24 protein-coding genes and 1 other RNA gene are annotated in these 21677 nt (G+C 62.4%); 8 read left to right on the plus strand and 17 right to left on the minus strand.

Annotated elements, in window-relative coordinates:
• The 5 genes from LZ496_RS04705 to LZ496_RS04725 form a co-directional block, all read right to left on the minus strand.
• Positions 1 to 2139: a M3 family metallopeptidase gene (locus tag LZ496_RS04705; RefSeq protein ID WP_249903426.1), complete on the minus strand. Its 2139-nt coding sequence runs from the start codon at positions 2137 to 2139 to the stop codon at positions 1 to 3.
• A 109-nt stretch (positions 2140 to 2248) separates the two neighbouring features.
• The gene (locus LZ496_RS04710) at positions 2249 to 2767 is read right to left on the minus strand and encodes an NUDIX hydrolase (protein ID WP_249903427.1); all 519 of its coding nucleotides are present in this window, start codon (positions 2765 to 2767) and stop codon (positions 2249 to 2251) included.
• Positions 2764 to 3438, minus strand: a complete 675-nt coding sequence (locus LZ496_RS04715) for a TPM domain-containing protein (RefSeq protein ID WP_249903428.1) — start codon at positions 3436 to 3438, stop codon at positions 2764 to 2766. Before LZ496_RS04715 ends, LZ496_RS04710 begins: the two co-directional genes overlap by 4 nt.
• Positions 3435 to 4286 (minus strand): TPM domain-containing protein, encoded by an 852-nt coding sequence (locus LZ496_RS04720; RefSeq protein ID WP_249903429.1) that lies wholly within the window; start codon positions 4284 to 4286, stop codon positions 3435 to 3437. Before LZ496_RS04720 ends, LZ496_RS04715 begins: the two co-directional genes overlap by 4 nt.
• A gap of 72 nt (positions 4287 to 4358) precedes the next feature.
• Positions 4359 to 4958: a LemA family protein gene (locus LZ496_RS04725; protein WP_249903430.1), complete on the minus strand. Its 600-nt coding sequence runs from the start codon at positions 4956 to 4958 to the stop codon at positions 4359 to 4361.
• Positions 4959 to 5118: 160 nt separating this feature from the next.
• Between LZ496_RS04725 and mscL the strand changes: the two genes are divergently transcribed.
• Positions 5119 to 5544: a large conductance mechanosensitive channel protein MscL gene (mscL, locus tag LZ496_RS04730; RefSeq protein WP_249903431.1), complete on the plus strand. Its 426-nt coding sequence runs from the start codon at positions 5119 to 5121 to the stop codon at positions 5542 to 5544.
• 88 nt (positions 5545 to 5632) lie between these two features.
• On the opposite strand, the gene LZ496_RS04735 is transcribed toward mscL, so the two are convergent.
• From LZ496_RS04735 to ssrA, 3 genes are all read right to left on the minus strand, one after another.
• Positions 5633 to 6517, minus strand: coding sequence for a hypothetical protein (locus LZ496_RS04735; protein WP_249903432.1), 885 nt, complete (start codon positions 6515 to 6517; stop codon positions 5633 to 5635).
• A gap of 22 nt (positions 6518 to 6539) precedes the next feature.
• On the minus strand, positions 6540 to 8576 hold the full coding sequence (locus LZ496_RS04740; RefSeq protein ID WP_249903433.1) for an amidohydrolase family protein: 2037 nt from the start codon (positions 8574 to 8576) through the stop codon (positions 6540 to 6542).
• Positions 8577 to 8711: 135 nt separating this feature from the next.
• Positions 8712 to 9070: a transfer-messenger RNA gene (gene ssrA / locus LZ496_RS04745) on the minus strand.
• A 106-nt stretch (positions 9071 to 9176) separates the two neighbouring features.
• Between ssrA and LZ496_RS04750 the strand changes: the two genes are divergently transcribed.
• A complete protein-coding gene (locus LZ496_RS04750; RefSeq protein WP_249903434.1) occupies positions 9177 to 9446 on the plus strand; it encodes a hypothetical protein in 270 nt (89 codons plus the stop codon).
• A gap of 101 nt (positions 9447 to 9547) precedes the next feature.
• Entirely contained in the window at positions 9548 to 10294 is a 747-nt protein-coding gene (locus LZ496_RS04755; RefSeq protein WP_249903435.1) for an NUDIX hydrolase, read from the plus strand.
• A gap of 108 nt (positions 10295 to 10402) precedes the next feature.
• Here LZ496_RS04755 and LZ496_RS04760 read toward each other — a convergent pair whose 3' ends face one another.
• Entirely contained in the window at positions 10403 to 10669 is a 267-nt protein-coding gene (locus tag LZ496_RS04760; protein ID WP_249903436.1) for an SWIB/MDM2 domain-containing protein, read from the minus strand.
• 89 nt (positions 10670 to 10758) lie between these two features.
• Positions 10759 to 11565, minus strand: coding sequence for an LD-carboxypeptidase (locus tag LZ496_RS04765; RefSeq protein ID WP_249903437.1), 807 nt, complete (start codon positions 11563 to 11565; stop codon positions 10759 to 10761).
• 50 nt (positions 11566 to 11615) lie between these two features.
• On the opposite strand from LZ496_RS04765, the gene LZ496_RS04770 reads away from it, so the two are divergent.
• The 3 genes from LZ496_RS04770 to LZ496_RS04780 are packed head-to-tail and all read left to right on the plus strand — an operon-like array spanning position 11616 to position 13894.
• On the plus strand, positions 11616 to 13004 hold the full coding sequence (locus LZ496_RS04770; RefSeq protein ID WP_249903438.1) for a Mur ligase family protein: 1389 nt from the start codon (positions 11616 to 11618) through the stop codon (positions 13002 to 13004).
• Between the two features lie 24 nt (positions 13005 to 13028).
• Positions 13029 to 13412 (plus strand): hypothetical protein, encoded by a 384-nt coding sequence (locus tag LZ496_RS04775; RefSeq protein WP_249903439.1) that lies wholly within the window; start codon positions 13029 to 13031, stop codon positions 13410 to 13412.
• The gene (locus LZ496_RS04780) at positions 13409 to 13894 is read left to right on the plus strand and encodes a 5' nucleotidase, NT5C type (protein WP_249903440.1); all 486 of its coding nucleotides are present in this window, start codon (positions 13409 to 13411) and stop codon (positions 13892 to 13894) included. The genes LZ496_RS04775 and LZ496_RS04780 overlap by 4 nt, the downstream gene beginning before the upstream one ends.
• A gap of 3 nt (positions 13895 to 13897) precedes the next feature.
• Here the strand turns inward: LZ496_RS04780 and LZ496_RS04785 are convergent, their stop codons facing one another.
• Both LZ496_RS04785 and LZ496_RS04790 read right to left on the minus strand, forming a co-directional pair.
• On the minus strand, positions 13898 to 14449 hold the full coding sequence (locus LZ496_RS04785; RefSeq protein ID WP_249903441.1) for a hypothetical protein: 552 nt from the start codon (positions 14447 to 14449) through the stop codon (positions 13898 to 13900).
• Positions 14450 to 14666: 217 nt separating this feature from the next.
• Complete coding sequence (locus LZ496_RS04790) at positions 14667 to 14891, minus strand: hypothetical protein (protein WP_249903442.1); 225 nt, start codon at positions 14889 to 14891, stop codon at positions 14667 to 14669.
• Positions 14892 to 15057: 166 nt separating this feature from the next.
• On the opposite strand from LZ496_RS04790, the gene LZ496_RS04795 reads away from it, so the two are divergent.
• Both LZ496_RS04795 and LZ496_RS04800 read left to right on the plus strand, forming a co-directional pair.
• The gene (locus LZ496_RS04795) at positions 15058 to 16272 is read left to right on the plus strand and encodes a sensor histidine kinase (RefSeq protein WP_249903443.1); all 1215 of its coding nucleotides are present in this window, start codon (positions 15058 to 15060) and stop codon (positions 16270 to 16272) included.
• Positions 16265 to 17023, plus strand: coding sequence for a LytR/AlgR family response regulator transcription factor (locus LZ496_RS04800; protein ID WP_249903444.1), 759 nt, complete (start codon positions 16265 to 16267; stop codon positions 17021 to 17023). Before LZ496_RS04795 ends, LZ496_RS04800 begins: the two co-directional genes overlap by 8 nt.
• Positions 17024 to 17026: 3 nt before the next feature.
• Here the strand turns inward: LZ496_RS04800 and LZ496_RS04805 are convergent, their stop codons facing one another.
• From LZ496_RS04805 to LZ496_RS04825, 5 genes are all read right to left on the minus strand, one after another.
• Positions 17027 to 17221 (minus strand): hypothetical protein, encoded by a 195-nt coding sequence (locus LZ496_RS04805; RefSeq protein WP_249903445.1) that lies wholly within the window; start codon positions 17219 to 17221, stop codon positions 17027 to 17029.
• Between the two features lie 201 nt (positions 17222 to 17422).
• Positions 17423 to 18679: a dicarboxylate/amino acid:cation symporter gene (locus tag LZ496_RS04810; RefSeq protein ID WP_249903446.1), complete on the minus strand. Its 1257-nt coding sequence runs from the start codon at positions 18677 to 18679 to the stop codon at positions 17423 to 17425.
• Entirely contained in the window at positions 18676 to 19431 is a 756-nt protein-coding gene (locus LZ496_RS04815) for a class I SAM-dependent methyltransferase (protein WP_249903447.1), read from the minus strand. Before LZ496_RS04815 ends, LZ496_RS04810 begins: the two co-directional genes overlap by 4 nt.
• Before the next feature lie 252 nt (positions 19432 to 19683).
• The gene (locus tag LZ496_RS04820; protein WP_249903448.1) at positions 19684 to 20085 is read right to left on the minus strand and encodes a low affinity iron permease family protein; all 402 of its coding nucleotides are present in this window, start codon (positions 20083 to 20085) and stop codon (positions 19684 to 19686) included.
• Positions 20057 to 21658, minus strand: a complete 1602-nt coding sequence (locus LZ496_RS04825; RefSeq protein WP_283937877.1) for a flavin monoamine oxidase family protein — start codon at positions 21656 to 21658, stop codon at positions 20057 to 20059. Before LZ496_RS04825 ends, LZ496_RS04820 begins: the two co-directional genes overlap by 29 nt.
• Between the last annotated feature and the right edge of the window lie 19 nt (positions 21659 to 21677).

Here is a 21677-nt window from a genome sequence, read left to right on the forward strand (position 1 = left end):
CTAGTTGGTCGGGAAGCCCCGCCGCTTCAGCAGCGCATCGACATTGGGATCGCGGCCGCGGAACTGGCGATAGGCTTCGGCCCGGTCGGTCTCATTGCCGGTCGAAAGCAAATAAGTCCGGAAGCCATCCGCGATCTTGCGATCGTAGGGATTGCCGGTGGCCTCGAACGCTTCCCACGTGTCGGCGTCCATCGTTTCCGACCAGAGGTAGCTGTAATAGCCCGCCGAATAGCTGTCCGACGAGAAGAGGTGCCCGAACTGCGGCAGGCGGTGACGCATCACCATTTCCTTGGGCATGTCGAGCTTGGCAAGCGCCTCGCGCTCGAACTTGTCGGCGTCGATCACGCCGTCAGGCTTGGTGTGGAGCATCATGTCCACCAGCGCCGACGAGAGATATTCGACCGTTGCAAAGCCCTGGTTGAACGTCTCCGAGGCCTCGATCTTCTTGACCAACGCTTCCGGCATCGCTTCGCCCGTCTGATAGTGGCGCGCGAACTTGTCGAGCACCGGCCGGGTCATCAGCCAATTCTCATTCACCTGGCTCGGATATTCCACGAAGTCGCGGGGTGAGCCGCCCAGCGACGGATATTTCACGTCGCTGAGATAATAGTGAATGGCGTGGCCGAACTCATGCCACAGCGTCTCGGCGTCGGTCAGGCTGATCAGCACCGGCTTTCCGGGCGAAGGCTTGGTGAAGTTGTTGTTGTTCGATCCGATCACGATCTTGTCGCCGAGCAGGCCGGCGCGGCTGCGATAGGTGGTCGCCCATGCACCCGACCTTTTGCCCTGGCGAGCATAGGTATCGAGGTAGAACAGGCCGGTGACCTCGCCGGTCTTGGCGTTGCTGACCTCGAACGTGCGGACGTCCGGATTGAAGACCGGGACCTTGCCGGTGTTTTCGGTGAATTTCAGATCGTAAAGCTGCTCGGCCGACCAGAACATGCCCTTCACGAGATTGTCGAGCGCCAGGTACGGCTTAATCTCTTCCTGGCTAAGGTCGTACTTCGCCTTCCGCACCTTCTCCTGGTAGAAGCGATAGTCCCACGGCTCGATGGTCGAAACGCCGTCCTTGGCCGCAAACGGCTTCATGTCGGCGACTTCCTGGTGGACCCGCGCGACGGCCGGCTTCCACACTCGCATCATCAGGTCCATCGCCTTTGCGGGCGACTTGGCCATCGTGTCCTGCATCCGCCAATCGGCGTGCGTCGCAAAACCGAGCAGCTTGGCGCGATCAGAGCGCAGCTTCACGATTTGGGCGATCAGCGCGTTCGTATCGTTGGCATTGCCGTTGTCGCCACGCTGGACAAAAGCCTGCCAGACCTTCTCGCGGAAGGCGCGGTTGGTGCCGAAGCTCAGGACCGGCTCGACTGCCGAGCGGGTGTTGGCGATGGCGTAGGTGCCGGCGGCCTGGCCTGCTTCCTTTGCGGCAGCAGCGGCAGCGTCCTTTACGTCGGCCGGAACGCCGGCGAGGTCGGCCTCGGTGGCCTGCGTATAGGTCGACTCATCGGCCAGCAGCTTCGCGTTGAAGTCGGAGAAAGCCGTAGCCAGCTGCTGATTGTAATTCGACAGCTGCGTTTTTTGCGCTTCGTCGAGCTTGGCGCCGCGGCGGACGAAACCCTCATAGGTCCGCGTCAGCAGCCGCTTCTGCTTGGCATCAAGGCCAAGCTGGTCGCGTTGCTCGTAAAGCCGCTCGATGCGCTTGAAGAGCGCGCCATTGAGATTGATCTTGTCGTAAGCAGCCGAGAGTTTCGGCGACCATTCCTTGTTGATCGCCTGCACTTCGGGCGTCGAAAGGTTACTCGAATAGACGCCGAAAATCGACCCGACATAGTCAAGACGCTCGCCGGAGCGCTCCATGGCTTCGATCGTATTCTCGAACGTCGGCTCTGCCGAGTTGTTGGCGATGGCGTCGATTTCCTGGAGCATCTCGTCGATGGCGAACTGGAAAGCGGGCGCGAACTGCGCGGGCTTTACCTGATCCCATGGCGGAACGCCGTCGTAAGGACCGGTCCACTTCTTGAGCAGGATATTGTCGGGAACGACCGCGGTCGCTGCGCCAGCGGTGGAGGCCTGTGCGGCAAATGCCGGTGCTGCCGACATGGCAATTGCGGCCGCGCCGGCCAAAAGCAGATTCTTCAACTTAAACCCCTCCCAGGAAACGCAAAAAAATTTGCCCGCCCCCTAGCCGCTTTGGACTGAACCGGGCGCAACCAATTCGACAAGCGGCGGAAAGGCTCGATGAAGGGAGTCAGTCGAGAATGTCCGCCGCCAGCAACAACAGCATCTTCGTGTCGATTGCGCAGCCTTCCGCCCGCTTTCGCTCGACAAAGGCCGGAATGTCATGCCGCGGGACGAGATGAACCTCGATCTCCTCATGCTCATTCCCACCGCCATCGCCAATCCGGCGCACCCCGTGCGCGCGAACCAGCGTATATCCTTCGGCGACCATCCCCGGCGAACTATGAAACTCTCCGATCACCTCGATACTTTCGGCGGTAAAGCCGGTTTCTTCTTCCAATTCTTTTACGGCCGTTCCTTCGACGGTCGCCAGGGGATCCTCGTCACCTACCAGGCCGGCCGGCAATTCGATGCATTTGCGGCCACCGAGCGGAACCCGACGTTGTTCGATCAACACGACCTTGCCGTCATGTTCCGCAAGGATCACGACCGCATGTACGCCGCCGCAGCGCTCGACATATTCCCAGGTCCCTTCACGGACGATGCGAAGATATTTGCCTTCCCATTCGACAGTCTTCGCGCCGCTCATAGCTCGATCAGCTTGTCCGGAATTTCGTTGGTATCCTCGGAGCTCTTGGGGAAGTGCTCGGCAAGCACATCGCCGATGATCCCGACCGCCGCGACGATCCCGTCGCCGGGCCTACCTGCCTTCACTTCGGTCAGCAAAGCGGTCATCGCCTCGCCCCAGGTATCGGGCGTTGTAACCTTGGTGATCGCTTCGTCGGCGACGATTTCCGCGCGGTGTTCGGCCATCGACAGGTAGATTAGAATTCCGGTGCGGCCGATGGTTCGCCGCTCTCCGCCCGTCTTGAACAGCATGATCGCCCGGCGCCGGACCCGCCGCGTCTTGGTCGCACCGGGTGTCAGCAGCATGCGCAGCGGCCGCCACTTAAGCAGGAACAGCACCACCAGGAACTTGAGCAGCGCGAAAAACAGCAAAAGGGTCAGCAGTTCGCGAAGCCCCGGCTCCGCCGACCAGCCGGTGAACAGATCGTACCACCAGGTGAGAAACTGCGGCATCGCGGCAAAGAAGGCGAGCGCGGCGACCATGGCCAAAACCGCCCAGTGAAGGCCGACATCGTGATAAGCGTCGGACTGATCCGCGCTGATGGCAATGATCTCGCCATCGCTCTTCTGCTCCGCGGCCGCGATTGCGGCGCTGACCCGCGCATGGTCTTCAGCGGAAAGCCTCAGCATCACCACCCCCCCGAAGCGCCGCCACCGCCGAACGAGCCGCCGCCGCCGGAGAATCCGCCGAAGCCACCGCCACCGCCTCCCCAGCCGCCACCGCCCCAACCTCCGCTGCCGCGCGAGCCACGGGTCAGGGCGTCGAGGCCCCAAAGGATGACGGCGACGTCGCCACTATCTAGGCCGCCGCGCCGCCGGCCCTTGCCGCGATACCGCCTGCCGCCGGCCGCACGGGCGATCGAGCCGATGATCACGAAGAAGATGATCACGATGAAAATGACGGGGATCGGATTGACGTCACGGTCCTGCCGCTTCGCTTCCTTCGCGCCAATCTCCTGGGCGCGCTTTGCGGCCTCGGCTTCCGGAAGTTCCATCTGCTTCACGATCTGATCGGCGCCCGCCGAAATGCCGCCGGGAAGGTCGCCCGCCTTGAACCGCGGCAGGATGCTTTCCCGGATGATGATGCTGGACAGTGCGTCGGTCAGGAAGACGCGTGCGCCATAGCCGGTTTCGATCCTGACTTTGCGTTCCGCCGGCGCCACCAGCAGGATAACGCCGTCGTCTTTCTGCTCGTCACCGATCTTCCATTCGCGGCCCAGGCGATAGCCATAGTCCTCAATGGGCCGCCCCTCGAGGCTGGACACCGTTGCAATGACAAACTGCCGCCCGGTCCGCTTTTCGAGCGCATCCGATTTGGCGCTGAGGTCGGCTTCCTCGGCAGGGCTGAGCAGATTGGCCTGGTCAACCACCCGCCCGGTGAGCTTGGGAAAGGTCTGGGCATGCGCGGGCGATGAAACCAGAAGCATGAACGCCGCCAGCAGCAATCCAATGACGTCACCCCAGCGAAGGCTGGGGCCCATGTCATCCCGCCGCACCGATGCGACGGGACATGGATGCCAGCCTTCGCTGGCATGACGGGTTGGGGACATGGATCAGCCCGCGGTGTTGAAGTTCACGTCCGGCGCTTCCTGCGCGCCGGAGGCGGCTTCGAACGGCACCTTGGGTTCGGCCCCATAGAAGACCTTCGCGCCGATCGCGTCGGGGAAGGTCCGGATGCGGGTGTTATAGGCCTGCACCGCCTCGTTATAATCGCGGCGGGCGACCAGGATCGAATTCTCCGTGCCCTCGATCTGGCTCTGCAGCGTCAGGAAATTCTGATTGGACTTAAGGTCTGGATATGCCTCCTGCAGCCGCTGCAGCGGAATGATCGCCTGGGTCAGGCGGCTCTGCGCATCATTGAACGCGCGGACCTTGGCCGGATCGTCGAGGTCAGCGGCACTCAGCTGTACGCGGCCCGCGTCGGCGCGCGCCTGCGTAACCTCGATCAGGACCTTGCTCTCCTGCTGGGCATAGCCCTTCACCGTCTCGACCAGGTTGGGAATGAGGTCGGAGCGGCGCTGATATTCGCTCTGCAGGTTGCCCCACTTTGCGTTGACATTCTCTTCGGCCGTCGGAACCGAGTTAATCCCGCAAGCCGCCAGGCTTACGGCGGCAATCGGAGCCAAGAGCTTCAGTCGGCGAATAGCAGTCATGTTCCACACCCCATCGTTGCGTAGCCGCAAAGGTAGAGGGGCGGCGGCCCGGATTCAACTGGCTGTTCTACACTGGCAACACACATTGGCCCGTTCCGCTTTCAATTGGGCCCGCGCTTGCTAGTCTCCGCAAATTCGCGACGCATTGAAGGGGAATGTGATGCTTTCCGAATTCAAGGCCTTCATCGCCAAGGGCAATGTCCTCGACCTGGCGGTTGCCGTCATCATCGGCGCCGCCTTCGCAACCATCACCAAGAGCCTGACCGACGACATCATCATGCCGATCGTCGGCGCCATTTTCGGCGGCCTGGACTTCGCCAACTACTTTGTCGTGCTTGGCCCCATCCCGGAGACGTTCAAGGGCGATCCGACTAGCTATGCCGCGCTCAAGGAAGCAGGCGTCGCGGTCCTCGGATGGGGACAGTTCGTCACGGTCATCATCAACTTCCTGATCCTGGCCTTCGTCGTCTTCCTGCTGGTCCGTGCAGCGACCAAGTCGATGAAGAAGGCCGATGAGGCACCAGCCGGCCCGAGCGAAGTCGACCTGCTGACCGAGATCAGGGACGAGCTCAGAAAGCGGCCGTAGCCGTCATTGCGAGGAGCGTAGCGACGAAGCAATCCAGTGATCTCAACTGTATTGCTTTGCTTCGCTTTGCTCGCAATGACGAATGAGCTCAAAGCCTGACCAGCATCTCCGGCACCTTGTCGTTGCCCGGGCCGACGTCCCAGTGAACCTGGCGTCGGCCTTGGGCGGCGACCGGGCCGTCCTCGCTGTTGTTGGTCAGGATTTCCCCGTCAGTCGTTATAGTGAAGCGCCCTTCCGCGCGTGAGGGCGGGCCGTCATTTCCTTTGTCTGGAAGTCCCATCGCCTTGGCGCGCGCCGAGAATACGCCGGCTCCTCCGACCAGTGCCGGCGCGCTGACCTTGACCGATCCGTCGGTACGGGGACGGATGGTGATGAACGGGATCATCAGGTCGGTGTCGGGCATCAGCGGGAAGGCGTAATCCTGGTCCAGCCGGCCTTCGAAATGATAGTCGACGTCGAACAGGCCCTTCCCCTTGTAGGTCACGGTTCGCCAGCCCTTGTGCTTCATCAGGTTGGCGGCGAAGCGGCGGTTGGATTCGTCGTCGGACCCAGGGAGGCCGAACAGCTTCGCCATCTCCTCGCTTTCCTTGCGCTTCTTGGCGACGCGCTCGGCCTCGGACTTTTCATGCGCCGACTTCATCCGGGCCAACTCGGCAGCGGTGCAGGCTCGCGTTTCATCGCTCTGGCCCTCTTCCTCTGCAGGCGGCGCTTCGTCGATTTCGAAGGTTGCGGCTGAAGAGGGGCGGCTCTCGGTTCGGCCATCCGCGTAGCAGGTCGCCATGTCATCGTTCCAGGGCTCGGCCGGGCTGTCCTTGTCCGGCATCTGCAGCATGATCTCGCCACGGTAATCGAGCACGAACGTGCCCGCCTTGTTGATCGCCAGCTCGGACGTGAACTTGCCCGGTCCCCACAGGCAACCGGACAGCATCAGCGGCGCGGCAGCCGCCACGGCCAATTTCCCCCAAATGCGCATCCCTATTCCCCCTTGGAATGTCTTACTTCGGCTTGCCGCTCATCCCCGCCGCCTGGCGGAGCGCGTCGCCGTCCATCACATAGCCGTCGCTAACGACCGTGACGACCCGCCTGAGCGCGCCGAGGTCGTTCGCGACATCGCCATTGACCAGCACGACGTCCGCTTCCTTGCCGACCGCGATCGAGCCGGTGCGCTTGTCGGCGCCGACCATCTTCGCGGGCACGATGGTCGCGGACTGAAGCGCCTCGGCAGGCGTGAAGCCCGCTTCCTTGTACAGCTCGATTTCGCGGACCAATTCGATACCCTGCCCGTCCGTGCCGGCAACGATGGTCACGCCGGCCTTGTGCAAGGCACCCACCAGTTCGACCAGCTTTCGCCAGCTCTTGCGGTAATCGTCGCGGGTATAGCCTTCGACCAGCGGGTATCCGCCCGCCTTGAAGTAGCGGTCGTAGACCGGGGACATGATGCCCATGTAGGAGGCATAGGCCGGCGCCGGGACGCCGCCATCGGACGTCAGCTGCGCTTCCCAAACGACCAAGGTCGGATCAATGATCGTCTTACGTTGGGCGAGCTCGGCGATGAATGCCTTCGCTTCCGGCCCATTCAGGTCAACGTCCTTGCCGAACTTGGCCGGCCCCTCAAGGCGCTGCGAGGTGTTGGCCCGGTCGACGACGTCCTGCGGCATGAACTGCATCATAACAAAGTTGATGTGGGTGATTTCGTCATAGCCCGCCCGGACCGCGTCGAGCGGCCGCATATGCGCCGGAATATGCCCATGGACATGCATACCCAGCTTGTGCGCCTCGGCCGCGGCCGCAGGAATCCATGTCGGGTCCATCGATGTGTAGAATTTTACGCCCCACAGGCCGGCATCATGGATTTTGTGGACTGCCGCGATTGCCTCCGCCTGTGACGATGCGATTTCCGCGCCCTGCGCCGCTAGCGGATCCTTCTTGTCGATGATCTGCGAAACATAGGGCTCGCCCATCAGGAGGTCGCCCGACTTGCGCCGCTTGGTTGCGTCGACAGCGCGGTCAATATCCGTACCAGGGCTACGGAAGCTGGTGATTCCGGTCGCCATGTTGGTGACGACGTTCCAGTCATCGCCGATATGAAGGTGGCTGTCCCACAACCCCGGTACGAGTGACTTGCCGCGCCCGTCGATGGTGCGACCGCCCGCAGGCACCGGGATCGACCCGGCCGCGCCTACCTTGGCGATCTTGCCGTCCTGGATCAGCACCGCCTGATTGGCGACGAACTTGCCGCCGTCGGCATCGAACAGCTGGACATTGTCGAACAGGACCGGCGCCTTGTTCTCGGGATCGAGGAAGCGGTGCGATACGTTGCGAACCGCTTTGGCCGTCTCCGCGTCCTGGAAATCGTTCATGGCCTTGAGGTTGCCCTCATAGCCAACCGGCATGGTCGCGATGTAGCCGACCTCGGCGAAGTAATTGCCCTTGGAATCGAGCCAGATCGGCGTCGGCGTCGGAAGGATGCCGCGCAGCCAGGCGAGCTGCACCGTTTCCGGCCCCTTGGGACCCTTGATCTCGAAGGTGGCGCCCTTTTCCAAAGTGGCCTTGCCGCTCGGATACATGGCGAGGCCATTGGCACCCGCCCTCACCAGCGCGGCCGCAAGCGGGATGTTGGCAACATTGGTGCCGCTGGCGGCGAGATAGAAAGCCGGAGCTGCGTCCGCTTCCCCGCTATCCGACGTGCTGGTCCACTTGGCCTTGCCATCGGCGATCGTGAAGGTTTCGGCTGCGTCGCCGTTCGGCGTGACGCCGCGAATGACGATCTTGCTCGGCAGGCCGTCGGACCCGAGCGTCATGACTTCGTCGGTTTCGGTGATCCAGCCGCGCAGTGATTGCGAATAGCGGCTGGCGATCGATCCGTCGGGCAGGGTCCATGCCCATTGGTCGCCATGCTTCCCGGCCATCGAAACGACGACGTAGTGCGCTGCGTCGGCAGGCGGCTTCAGCAACTGGTCTTTTGCAACAGGAGCCGCAATCGCGGCAGACGCGCAGGCGGTCAGGAAGGCAGCAAGCAAAGCACGACGCATGGAATTCCCCTCTTATTTTATGAGTCGGGGACCCTAAGGCGCAGTTTTCCGGTGACAACCGTTCGTTCGACGAACGGGAAATGCAAAGATGGCTAAGGTGGGGAGCTTCTGTTGCCCGGTGCTCCCCGAACCGCTGGAATCCCCTTCTGTTGCCCGGTGGGGTCCGACCGCGCTTTTGTCTTTGTAACCTTAGACCGTTAGGCCCTTAGTTACGCAGCAATTGCGAGCGCCTCGTTATCGTTGGCACTTGTGTGAATGAGCCGTCACGGTGGCCCGATCCGATCGGCAACCAGGCCTTTATTGCACTCGTCGATCCTGTTTCGCCCCCATCAGCAACGGCGGAAATCCTTCGATTTCACGCATCGCCGCTGGTGGTGGAGGCGCCGGGGTACTGCCCCCCGGGTCCGAAATGCCTATTCCACCCGATAGTCTACCGACATAGCCGGTTGCCCGGCCCCCTTAAGATAGGTGAGGGGTCATGATGATGCAACCAATTGACAAAATCCGCGTCGTCACGGAACCGTCTTGAATGTGGTAGCGTTTGAACCCGTCACTGTGGGGCGGAAATTGCGCCGCCACAAAGCAACAAGGGGATTATAGATGAAGAAGCTTTCGTTCGCCGTCGTTGGTGCCGCTGCCCTCGCGCTCGCCGCTTGCGGTGGCCAAGGTGACGACGCACTGGGCGAGAACGTCCAGGAAAACCTGGAAGCCCAGGCCGAGAACCTCGACGCAGCAGCTGACAACACCGCGAATGCGGCTGAAGCAGCGGCGCTGGAAAACCAGGCCGACGCTCTCGAAGAGCAAGGCGAAAAGGCCGAAGACGCCATCGACGATGCAGACGTCAACGCGTCCAACGTCAACGCCATGTAATTGGAAATCGCCGCTCCCCATCCCGGGGGTGGAATGGAAGGGTCGGCACCGAAAGGTCGCCGGCCCTTTTCCATTTACCACAATCGCAATAGGGCGATGTGGTGACGAGTGACGAAGCCATCCCCGCGGCGACCCTGGTCGTCTGGAACGATCGCCCGAGCGGTCCCGAGATCCTGGTCGTCGAGCGGTCCGCACGAATGGCATTCGCGGCCGGCGCGATCGTATTTCCCGGCGGCCGCGTGGATCCGTTGGATCGCATCATGGCCGCCGCCCTTGGCCGACCGGACGAGGCCGCCAAGGTAACCGCCATCCGCGAGACCCTGGAGGAAACCGGCGTGGCCGCCGCGATTCTGGGCATTCCGGACGACCGGATCGGCCGCGAACTGCAGCAGGCGCTGCACGAAGGCGCCAATTTTGGCGAACTGCTGGAAAGTCGCGAGCTCACGCTCGACCTGGACGCCCTCACCGCCTTTGCGCGCTGGATGCCGGCATTCAAGCAGCCGCGGAAGTTCGACACCTTATTCTATCTGGCGCGGGCTCCCGCCGGCGATTGGCACCCTCACCCGCAGGAAGGCGAATGCGTGGCTGCGGAATGGGCCAGCCCGTCGTTATTGATCGAGCGCATCAATGGCGGTGAAGCCAGTGCGATCTTCCCGACCAAGCGCAATCTGGAACGTCTCGCCCAGCATGATTCGATTGAATCGGCACTGGCGGACGCCCGCAATCATTCGATCGAAACAATCATCCCATGGGTCGAGGAGATCGACGGCGCCCCGCACGTCAGAATTCCCGAAGGTCGCGGCTATCCGGTTATTTCGGAGCCTCTCGCGACCGCTTTTCGCGCCTGATCGCCCTAGCGAGTTTGCGAATCCGCGACTCGCGCGCAACGGAAAGGGGCCCCGGCAATGCCGAGGCCCCTCCTCATCCGCTAGCCGCGGCTAGATGCGGCCAGCGAACTAGCTCAGGTGCTTGGACAGGTGCTTGTTCATTTCGAACATCGTGCACTTGTCGGTCCCGAAGACCTTCTTCAGCTTGTCGTCTGCAAGAATTTCCCGCTTATTATTCGGGTTTTGCAGGTTGTTCTTGCGAATATGGTCCCACACCTTCGAAACGACCTCGCTACGCGGCAGCGGGCTCGAACCCACGATTGCGGCGAGATCCGCCGACGGGGTTACCGGGCGGGCAAGTCCGCCCCCTGCTTTACGACCAGTCCCTTTTGCCATTTGGCCCTCCTGTTGTTCTGAGAGAATAAGAGCGCGATTCCCCTCTGTGCGCAAGAGGGAGACGAGCTACTTCGTGGTTAATTTGACTATTAGTTGAATGGAACGACCCGATTGGCCGCATCATGACCGATGTCGGCATGTCCCAGAAAGGGGATTCCGGCCCGTTCGCACCAGTTTCGGACGATGGATTCGGCGTCGTGGCCGAACGCCGGGTCATTGTCGGGAATCTCGCTGATCCGTCCGACCCTTATTCCGGCGACGCGACGGATGGATTCACTGCCGGTGACATGGAACATCGTCCTGTCGATCCGATACTCATGCTCGGCGACATCCTCGATCAATAGCTCCGTTCCGGTGAAATCCGGCTCGATTGCGGTCCCGATAAGGTGCGACAATACCGTCAGGTTGAATGCCATCGCCCGCCGGTTCTTGGTGAGGCCGGGCTCGAGGGAAGCTTCATCTCGCCTGATCAGCCAGTCTAGCGCTCGGTTGACCGCGGCCTCGCCACCGTCGCGCACGACGTCCTGGACCATTGGGCCGTGCGCTACTTTAAGGCCCTCCTTGTGGAAGGCGGCCAGCAAAAACCCGGCGTCGGAATAGCCGAGAAAAATCTTTGATCGCGCGGCTGCCGGCAAATCGCGAGCCGCTGCCTCGGCGATGCGGTTGGACCCATATCCTCCGCGCGCGAACCAGACGGCATCGACGCGATCGTCGGCCATGACATCGCGCAGCGCGTCGAGGCGCGCTTCGTCGGACCCTGCGAAATGACCGTCGCTGAAAAAGCATTGCGGATGGATCACCAGTTCCGCGTCGCCGCGCGAAGCAACGATCGCGCTGACGGCCTCGGCTGCTTCCGGCCTCAATGTGCAGCTTGGCGCGACGACGGCGATCTTCATCGGAAGCTTCAATTGCACAAGGCTCTTCGCCCGCATAGGGCATGCCACTAATGACAGACCAATTTTTCTTCTGCGGAATCGGCGGCAGCGGGATGCTGCCCCTGGCCGCTATATTGCGCGCCGGCGGGGCCCGCGTCGCCGGATCCGACCGATCGCTCGATGCGGGCCGGCTTGCTGCCAAGTTCGAATATCTCCGATCGCTCGGGATCGGACTTGCCCCGCAGGACGGATCGGGCCTCGGCGAAGGGGTGACGCTGGTAACCTCCGCTGCGGTTGAGGAAACGATTCCCGACGTCATGCGGGCGACGGAGCTTGGTCTCGATCGCCTGACCCGGCCGCAGCTGCTGGCAAAATTGCTCAATGCCGCCCAGACGAGCATCGCCGTCGGCGGAACCAGTGGGAAATCGACCGTAACCGGAATGATCGGGTGGATCCTGCATGCGCTCCACCGCCAGCCGACGGTGATGAACGGCGCGGTGATGAAGAATTTTGTATCGCCCGGCGCACCCTTTGCATCGGCGCTGGTCGGCGACCCTGAGCTATTCGTGAGCGAAGTCGACGAAAGCGACGGTTCGATCGCACTTTACCGGCCGACGGTGGCGGTGCTGGGCAACATCAGCCTCGATCATAAGGAAATGGATGAGCTGCGCGCGCTGTTCGGCGGCTTCCTTGGCGCCGCCGACAAGGCCGTCGTCAATCTCGATGATCCGGAAGCGCGGCTGCTGGCCGACACGCTGCCCGCGGATCGGTTGGTCAGCTTTGGATTCGATAGCCCGGCTGCAAATTTGCGCGGTCGCAGCCTTCAGCTGCGGCAGGACGGCGTCCAATTTGATGTCGAACTGGGCGAGGAACGGCAAAGGGTCGACCTCCCCCTCCCCGGCCGCCACAATGCGATGAATGCGCTGGCCGCGTTGGCGGCCGTACATGCTATCGGCATCCCGCTGTCGGACGCCGCCGCTGCGCTTGGGCGTTTCGCGGGTCTCAAGCGCCGGTTGGAAACTGTTGGCGTCGCCGGCGGCGTGACGGTGATCGACGATTTCGCCCACAATCCGGACAAGATCGCGGCGACATTGGAAACGCTGACGGCAGGACCTGGCCGGCTTCTGATCATGTTCCAGCCGCATGGCTATGGTCCGCTCGCGAAGATGGGTCAGGAACTCGCGGAAACTTTCGCCAAGGGAATGCGGGACGGCGACCGGCTTTATCTTCCCGATCCGGTTTACCAGGGCGGAACCGTCGACAAGTCGCGTGGCTCCGACTGGCTGGCCAACGCGATCAACGAAGCCGGGGGGCATGCCGAGCATCTTCCCGAGCGGAGCGCGATCGGCGAGCGTTTGTTGTCCGAAGCCTTGCCCGGCGATCGCATCGCAATCCTGGGCGCCCGCGATGACACGCTAAGCGAGTTCGCCGCGGACCTGGTCGAACGGCTAGGAACCTGAACCGCATTTGGCGATTGGAGGACCATGTCCGCAATTGGCAGGGTAATCGGCTGGAAGCTCAACCGCGATCAACGTCGCGACCTGCTGGAGCAGTTTCCGCCGCGCTACCCGGACACCATCGCCGACCATGTCACGCTGAAAACCAATAGCGAGCGTGAAGAGCTTCCCGGCCCTGCAGAAGCGGCCATCGTCGGTAGTGCCGATGATGGAGACAGCCTGGAATGCCTGGTCGTAACGATCAACGGCACCACCGATCGTCCCGACGGCTCGACGTTCCACATTACATGGTCGCTGGATAAGTCGAAGGGGCGCGAAGCACGGGAAAGCAATGACGTGCTGCAAGAGAAAGGTTGGGAGCCGTTGGGAACGACAATCCCCATCGAAGTCGAGCCTAAGCGCTGGCCATGAACCGGCAGCTATTCCTCGATTGCGACGGAGTGCTGGCCGATTTCGATGCTGGCGCGCGCCAATTGCTCGGCATGTCATCGCGGTCCTTCGAAGACCGCTATGGGAAGCGCGAATTCTGGCGGCGGATCGCCCGCGATCCGGACTTTTATGGAACTTTGCCGCTGATGGCTGATGCCCGGCAGCTGTTCGACGCGGTCGCGCACCTGGATCCGATCATCCTCACCGGCCTGCCCCTAGGTAATTGGGCGGCGCCTCAGAAGGTCCGCTGGGCGGAGCAGCATTTCCCGGGGACGCACATCATCACCTGCATGGCGCGCGACAAGTTTCGCCACATGAATGGCGCCGACGTGCTGGTCGATGACCGCGCCGATCATCGCGAAAAGTGGGAAGTCGCCGGCGGGATTTTCGTGCACCACAAGGATGCGCGAAGCAGCATTGCCGAACTCGCCGAAATCTATCCTACGGTGAAAATGCCGGCTTAAGGCTTAGGCGGCAGCGGCCTGATCGACCTTTTCCACCCACTCCGGCCAGAACACCGGTTCACGCGTGGACCAGCCCGGTGCGGTTGCCGCGCTTTCGCTGATCGACTGCAGAAGCACGCGGCGGCGATCCGGGTGGAGATGCGGCAAGGCAGCGGCGGCGCAGAAAGCCGCCGGAAGCCACGGCCGGACACCGGCGCCCATCAGCCGCTCATAGAGGAAGCGGAAGGCCGCGAAATTCGGCAGCCGGTCCTGACCAAGGTCGAATGCCGCAAGCGTTACCAGCATTCCCAGGAACGGCTCGATCATGTCGAGGCCGCTGTCGTCCGGGATCTGGACGCGAAGATGGTCGAGTTGCTTGTAGAAGCGGGACTGGGCGGCAATGGCGGCAGCTTCGATTTCGTCGCGTGCCCAGGTCTCCAGCGGATCGGAGCGGCCATAGGCGACATCAAGCGAACGGCGAATATAACGCTGCGTCGCCTTCGGAAAGGAAGCGAACTCTTTCAATTCCGAGATGAGCAGCGCCCCACCGGCTGGCTGGCTCGTCCTCGTGGCCATGATCCCCGACTCCTTTTACCCTCAGGCAGGATCATGAGGCCGATTGGGTTTCCAATCTCTTAACCAAAATCCCACCCCCCATTCATATTGAATCAAAGGGGAGTCTTGGCCGCAACATGAAATTCTCACATTGCCGTCATCTTTGGCGAAGCTGTGTTCTTGAAAGCACGATAAGGCACGGGAATTTCCGCACCTATTCAATTATCCCCAGAAAAATTTACTCGGGAAATCCGGAAGATGGCGCTGGTTTGTCCTTCCCGGGCTGGGTTGTAGCGATGGGATCGGACGCATCCATCGACTCGTCGCTGCCAAGATCGACCTTCGCATCGTCATCGTCCGGATGCTTCTTGACCTTGAGCTCAAGCTCCCGATCCGGTTCGCCCGACAAGGTCGGAGGCGGCGCCTTGCTGTCCGCAGCTTCATTTTTCTTGATGTCGGCCATGGCCTTGAAAGCCTCCTGAAAATTCGGTTCAGGTGCAAAACGAGTGGCTGTGGCAGCTCGTTCCGCCGTCCGCGGCGGATTTGTTCGACCGAGAGGCGGCGTAAGTCTGCCAACGGACAAGCGTAACATTGTGGTTTGGGCGCAAGATTCCCTAATGAGAGTGACAATGTCCGTGGCTTCTTCATTTTCGTCCCAGGGTCGCTTTGCCGACTGGCGTCTCGCGACCCAGTCGATCATTGGATTCTGGTCCTTCTACCTGGTGACGGTCCTACTTCGCGGCCTGGTCGGGCCCGAGGCCGCATCGGCGATCAGCTTTCGCGCCTTTAACGCAGCGCTAGGCCTGGTTCTTACTTTCCTGATTTACATCGCGATCCGGATGTTCGCCCGCGAAGGCAGCATTCGACGAATGGCGATAGTCGCCGCGATTGCCGCTCTTCCCGCTGCGGTCCTAATGGCGACGGCGAGCCTCAGGATGTCGACCTGGGCCAATCCGATGGGCGAAACATCCAAGATCATGACCCAGGAAGGCGTCGCGATCGTCCAGCGCGGCAACAATGTCCGCATCGTCAAGGGCGACGGCGACGAGCTGGAAGTAAACCTGCCGCCGATGGAGGAGATCATCGGCGACAAGATGCCGCGCCTGATCGCGGACGGCACGGCGACCTGGTACTTCCTGCTCGCCGCCTGGTGCGCCTTCTTCATCGCCATGACGCAGCAGCATCGAACGCGGATTACCGAGCTTCGGCTGGCCGAGGCCGAAACCGCCGCTCACGCCGCCCAGGTCCGAGCATTGCGTTACCAGGTCAATCCGCACTTCCTCTTCAACACCCTCAACAGCCTTTCCTCTCTCGTCATGTCGGGACGTTCCGACCGGGCCGAGAATATGCTGATGGCACTCTCCACCTTCTTCCGGACCAGCCTTTCGATCGATCCGTCGGCCGATGTCAGCCTGGCCGAGGAAATCGGGCTGCAGAAGCTCTATTTGGATATCGAGAAAGTCCGTTTTCCGGATCGGCTGGAGGTCGATATCGACATTCCCGAGGAGCTGGAACAGGCGCGCGTTCCGGCATTGATCCTTCAGCCGCTGATCGAAAACGCCATCAAGTACGGCGTTTCGCAGACCACGGCGCGGGTGAAGCTGTCGGTCCGCGCTCGCGCACTGGATGGCGGCCGGATGCAGCTGGACGTGATCAACCGCGCGGTTGGCGGCACAACCAGGAAGGTTCCGCCGATTCCTACCCACACGGGCACTGGCCTAGGCCTGTCCAACGTCAGCCAGCGGCTTGAAGCCCACTTCGGCAAGCGAGCGGATTGTCGCTTCGGACCGATCGAAGGTGGTTACGAAGTTTCGCTCGCCATGCCATTGGAAGAAGATGACTGACGAGACTCAGCTGAAAATATTGATCGCCGACGACGAACCGCTTGCAGCGGAGCGTCTGCAGATGCTGCTTGCCCGTATCGAGGGCGTCTACCTGGTGGGCACCGCCCACGACGGGGAAAGCGCGGTTCGCATGGCGGAGGCGCTGGAGCCGAATCTGGTTCTGCTCGACATCGCCATGCCGGGCCTGGACGGGATCGAGGTGGCGCGTGCCTTGTCGCGCAGCGGAGATTCGCCGGCCGTAGTGTTCATCACGGCCTTCGATCAGTTCGCCGTGGCAGCCTTCGACGTGGCGGCCATCGACTATCTGATGAAGCCGGTGGAAGCGGACCGATTGTCGCGATCGATCGAACGGGCCCGCGCCTATCTGATCGCGCGAGAGGATCGTGCGCCCGACGAATTGCCGGCCGCACCCACCTCTCCCTGGCTGGAAGAATTCTGGGCGTCCGACCTGTCGGGCCTGGTCAGGATCGCGGCTCGCGACATCGACCGGGTAACGGCGGAGCGCGACTATATGCGCCTTCATGTCGGCAAGCGCAGTTGGCTGATCCACCATTCCATGGCCGCGCTCGAGGAGGGTCTGGATCCTGACCTGTTCGTCCGGCTTCACCGATCGGCAATCGTCCGGCGCGACTTCATCGCGGGCTTCAGCCGCAACGCGTCCGGCCGCTGGATCGCGCGCCTGGCCGACGGCAACGAACAGCCCGTGGGACGCCTCTACGCCGATCAGGTCCGGGCGATAGCCGGACGCTAAGCCTTACGGCTGTATCGTGAGTTCGTGAACGGCAGCATCGCTGCTGATCTGCGCCTGGAATTTGGCGACGGCCGCGGAATTTTCAGCCCGCGCCTTGCATACCTGTTCTTCTGGAGAGCGCGCAGTTTCGCAGGCGAAGGCCTGTGTCGCGAGAGTCGCGCCGCACATAGCCACCGCCACACCGATGGTCCGAAACATCGATTGAGCTCCTTAGCCAAGGCTGCGACGCGAAGGAGGGTCGGGATGTCAGGGGTCTCCCCTCCGCTCGCGCCGCAGACTTACACAAACGCCGATTCCATATATTTTACACCCTGCGCTCGACGGGCATTGCCGGGGCCTCGACCGGTGAATGATACGATGGACGAACGGTCGCTGGTCGCCGACGAACGGCGGACTTGCCTATGCTTCCTCGCGCTCGCCCCGCGACGCGACACCGGTCACCGTAACGTCCCACGTCACATTGCCGAGCGTCCGGGTAATGTCGGGCAGCACCTCGACCGCGATGAGCAGCGCCAGCGGCTCGATCGGTACACCCATGGCCAACGCGATCGGCGCGATCGACGTCACGAACGACAGCGCCCCGGGCAGGCTCACCGCCCAATAGCTGGCAACCGCCGCCACGGCGAAACCGGCGATCAGATTGCCAGCATGAAGCTCGACGCCCATCCAGTAAGCGACATAGATCGCGACCGATACGTTCATCGCCGGACCGGTCGCCCGGAATAGCGCGACTGCCAGCGGCAGCGTCACGTCGGCATTGCGCTGCGGAACGCGAAGATTCTTCGCCGCATCCAGCATTGCCGGGAGCGACGCGAGGCTCGATTGCGTCGAGATGGCGACCGCCTGCGGCGGGATCATCGCCCGGGCGAAATCGCCCAGCTTCCAGCCCGCGTAAGTAATCGCGATGACGTAGGCGAGCAGCGTCACGACAAGGCCAACCAGCGAGACCAGGATGACGTAATGTAGCACCGCGCCAAAGGCCGCTCCGCCCGCTCCCGCGCCGACCGCGAAGGCCAGTCCCAGCACACCGATCGGTGCCAGCGCCAGCACCCAACCGACGACGACGAGCATCGCGTCCTGGATGCCTTTGAAGAACTTCGCGATTGCCTGCCGCCCGTCCGCATCGATGCGCGTGACCGCGAAGGCAAAGATCGCGGTGAAGACGACAAGAGCCAGCACCTGGTCGTTTGCTGCCGCAGCGATCGGGTTGGTAGGAATGAGGCTCCGCAGCCAATCCTGCACCGTCGGAACGGATGCAGCCGTTGCCGCGCTGTCGACGCTTGCCAGGCCAGCTCGCAAGGCCTCGGCCGAACTCGCCGGCAGCGGGAACGCCTCCAGCAGCGCCGGCATCGCAAGCGCGCCGAACGCCGCGGAGCTGGTCAGCACGATGACGAACCACATCACTGAACGTCCGGCAATGCGACCCGCCCGCGCCTGGTCGGCGCCTGAAACGACGCCGGTCACCAGCAACGAAATGATCAGCGGGATGACCGTCATCTTCAACGCGTCGAGCCACAACCCGCCGACAGTGGAAGCGATGGTAATCAGTGGCTGCCGAATCCCGTCACCCGCCTGGTTGGACAGGGCGCCGAGCAGCAGTCCGACGACCAGCGCGCCGAGCACCAGCCATGTGGCGCGCTTGCCGCCAGCCTTCATTGCGGCTTCCGGAACTTGAAGATGAAGCGGTCGGTCTTGCCCCGTACCTTCTCGTCGAACACGTTGATGCTGTGATCGTCGGCCGGGTTTTTCAGAAGGTCGCTTTCGCCCTCAAGCACGAAGCCGGCCCGCAGGAAATCCGCCTTCACAACCGCCGGATCGATCCGATGGACCTTCTCCACCACGGCGCGGGTATCGCCGCCGGGCGTCGCGATATGGTCGATGATCCCGACGACCGCGCCGGGTTTTGCCGCTGCATACAGCCGCTGCAGCCAGGCATCCGGTTCCATCCGGCTGATCTTTCGTTCCGCGCTCTCCCAATAAACATCGTGATAGTCGAGGTTCATCAGGATGAAGTCGTAGGCGCCCACGCCGATCGACGGCTGCTCGAACGGGCTGTTGATCAGCAGCACATTCTTCTGCCGGCCCGCGAACTCGGCGAAGGTCGCCTTGCGCTTGTCGTTGAGGAACTGGTTGGGCTGCCACACGACGACGAAACCGTCGGGCCCGACCGCCGGTGCCATGATCTCCGCCCAATATTGGTTGGCGCCGAACATATCGAGCACCCGCATGCCCTTCTCGAGGCCGAGGAAGGAGAGCAGTTCAGCGGGCTTACGACCTTCGTCCAGCTTGATGTTAGCCTCGGTTCGGGAAGTCGTCGCAGCGACGCTCGCTGCCACATCCGCCGGTTCCGCCCATGCCGCCGCGGGAACTGCCGTTGCCAACAACGCCGCCAGAATAATTCCACGCATCGCCCACCTCCGGATTTAGCTTTGACGAAGGCTTATCCTTGGCGGGCCCTCTCCGCCAGTGGGCAAAAACGAGGCGCGGAAATTCGCCGCGATGGCGCAATGGAGTCGACGAATTAACAAGCTTTCGGGCCGAACCGTGCATCTCCGTAACGATCGAAGCGTTTGCAATTTATGGCCCTGCCGATCTGATCGTTCCCGGCGGGGTGCGAGGCGGCGGGCCGGCCAGCACCGCCGCCTCCTTTTTATTCCCTGTCAGCCCCGCCTTCCGATCAGCCGGACGATTGCGGCATGGCGGCTGGGTTCGTCGCCCGTCGCTGTTTCCAGCGCCGACCGGATCTCATCCAGCTCCACCTCGGTCAGATGCTCGATCCCGATGAATTCGTTGCGAGCATGGCTGACCGCGCGGATCAGTTCGTCGAGCTTGGCCTGGATCGCCGCGCCGTCACGGTTCTGGGCGTTCTGGATCAGGAACACCATCAGGAAGGTGACGATGGTCGTGCCGGTGTTGATCACCAGTTGCCACGTGTCCGACCAGTGGAACAGCGGGCCGCTCAGCCCCCAGGTGACAACGACGGCAAGGGCGATCAGGAAGGCGCGAGGCCGTCCCGCCGCCGTCGCAACCCGGTTAGCCAGCCGTTCGAACGATGCGATCATTCCTCGTCTCTCCTTGATCGGCGACCCGTGCCTGAAGGAGCTTGATTGCCTCATGCGCCGACAGTGCAGCCCCTTCCTGCCACAGGCCGACATAGGAGAGATGTTCGCCAGCAAAGTAAATCGGGCCTTCGGGCTTCAGAAGCTCGGCATATTGCTGGCCCCGCGCTCCGCCCGGGCCTTCATTCCATAGGGCGCCGACCCCTTCGGAATAAGGCACCAGTCCCCAACCCACCGTCACGCCTTTGCTCAGCAGTTGCGACTTTCCGGGGTGCAGCGCCTCGATGCTTTCCTTGCTGACGCGGAATCGCTCCGCATCGCTTAGCGCGGCGAAGCGCTGCGGATTGTCCTGATTGGTCCAGCCCGCGACATAGGCCGCCACCAGCACCCCCTTCGGCGACATGAAACCGTCGGATGGATAGATGACATTCTCATTGAGCCGGTCGGTCCAGGCGAGACCTCCGAACAGGTCGTTGTCCGTTTCCCAGAAGCGTGGGGCCTCGAACGCTACCTTTACGCTTGGCAAATAATTGATGCCCTTGAGCGCTGCCTTCTTGGGGGCCGAGAAATCGTTCGGAATGCGCTCCAGCAAGTTGGCGGGCAGGGTTACGATGGCGAAATCGGCCTCGGTCGTCCGGTTCCCCGGGCCATGTTCGATCCTGACCCGCTCCCCGATCCGCCGGATCGCGGTCACCGGCGAATTGAGCGTCACCCGCGGCTTGACCTGGGCATGGATCGCACGGGCGATCGCATCCATTCCGCCAACCGGCTGCAGCATGGTCGGCTGCATGTCGTTGATGCTCTGGAAGAAATAGGGGAACCCGATCGCCCGGTTGGGCAGCAATTCCTTCAATGTCAGCGCGGGAAGCTGTGTCGGAGCATGCGCGTAACCGCCGGGCTCCGATGCAAAGCCGGACGCGAACGACGCCTGGGCATAAGCGCCCTTGTCATCAAGGAAGCCGTAGAACTGCAGGAACTGGCGGAACGCCTCCAACTCACCTTTCGGCATTGCCTGGTCGAGCGCCTTCTGGTCGATCGCCTTGGCCAGAAGCTCTGACACCCGGCCATGAAGGTCATACACCATGCGCCGTTCGGGCCGGACATGCCCGCCGAAATCCCAGCCTGCGCCGCGATTGTCGTTGACGAAGCTTTCCAGCTTGACGCCGAACTTGCGTGCATAGCCAAGGATGACCCGGTGCGTCGACGGAATGCGCGCGGCGCCGGCATTGAAGTAGAGCCCTTGATCGAATGTGGCGTGCTGGTCCGTCCTGCCCGTCTGGACGATCTTGTCGCCGCCACGAACCGTCCAGACGCGCCCCCCCACGCGGTCCCGGGCTTCAAGGACGGTCACGTCGTAACCCGCGCGATCAAGCTCATAAGCCGCGACCAGTCCGGCAATTCCGGCGCCCAGGATGACGACCGACTTCCCTTTGCCGCTGCCGGCCGGAAGCTCGAAATTCTCGGCCATTGCTGGCGTCGAATGCGCCAGGCCAAGTGCCTCCATTCCCATGAAGACCGCGCCGGCGCCGCCGACAACCCCCAGTTGCGTAAGCAATGCGCGACGCGTCAGCACCATGGAGCCCCCTCCTGTTTTG

Source organism: Sphingomonas caseinilytica, assembly GCF_023516455.1.
GTDB lineage: Bacteria > Pseudomonadota > Alphaproteobacteria > Sphingomonadales > Sphingomonadaceae > Sphingomicrobium > Sphingomicrobium caseinilyticum.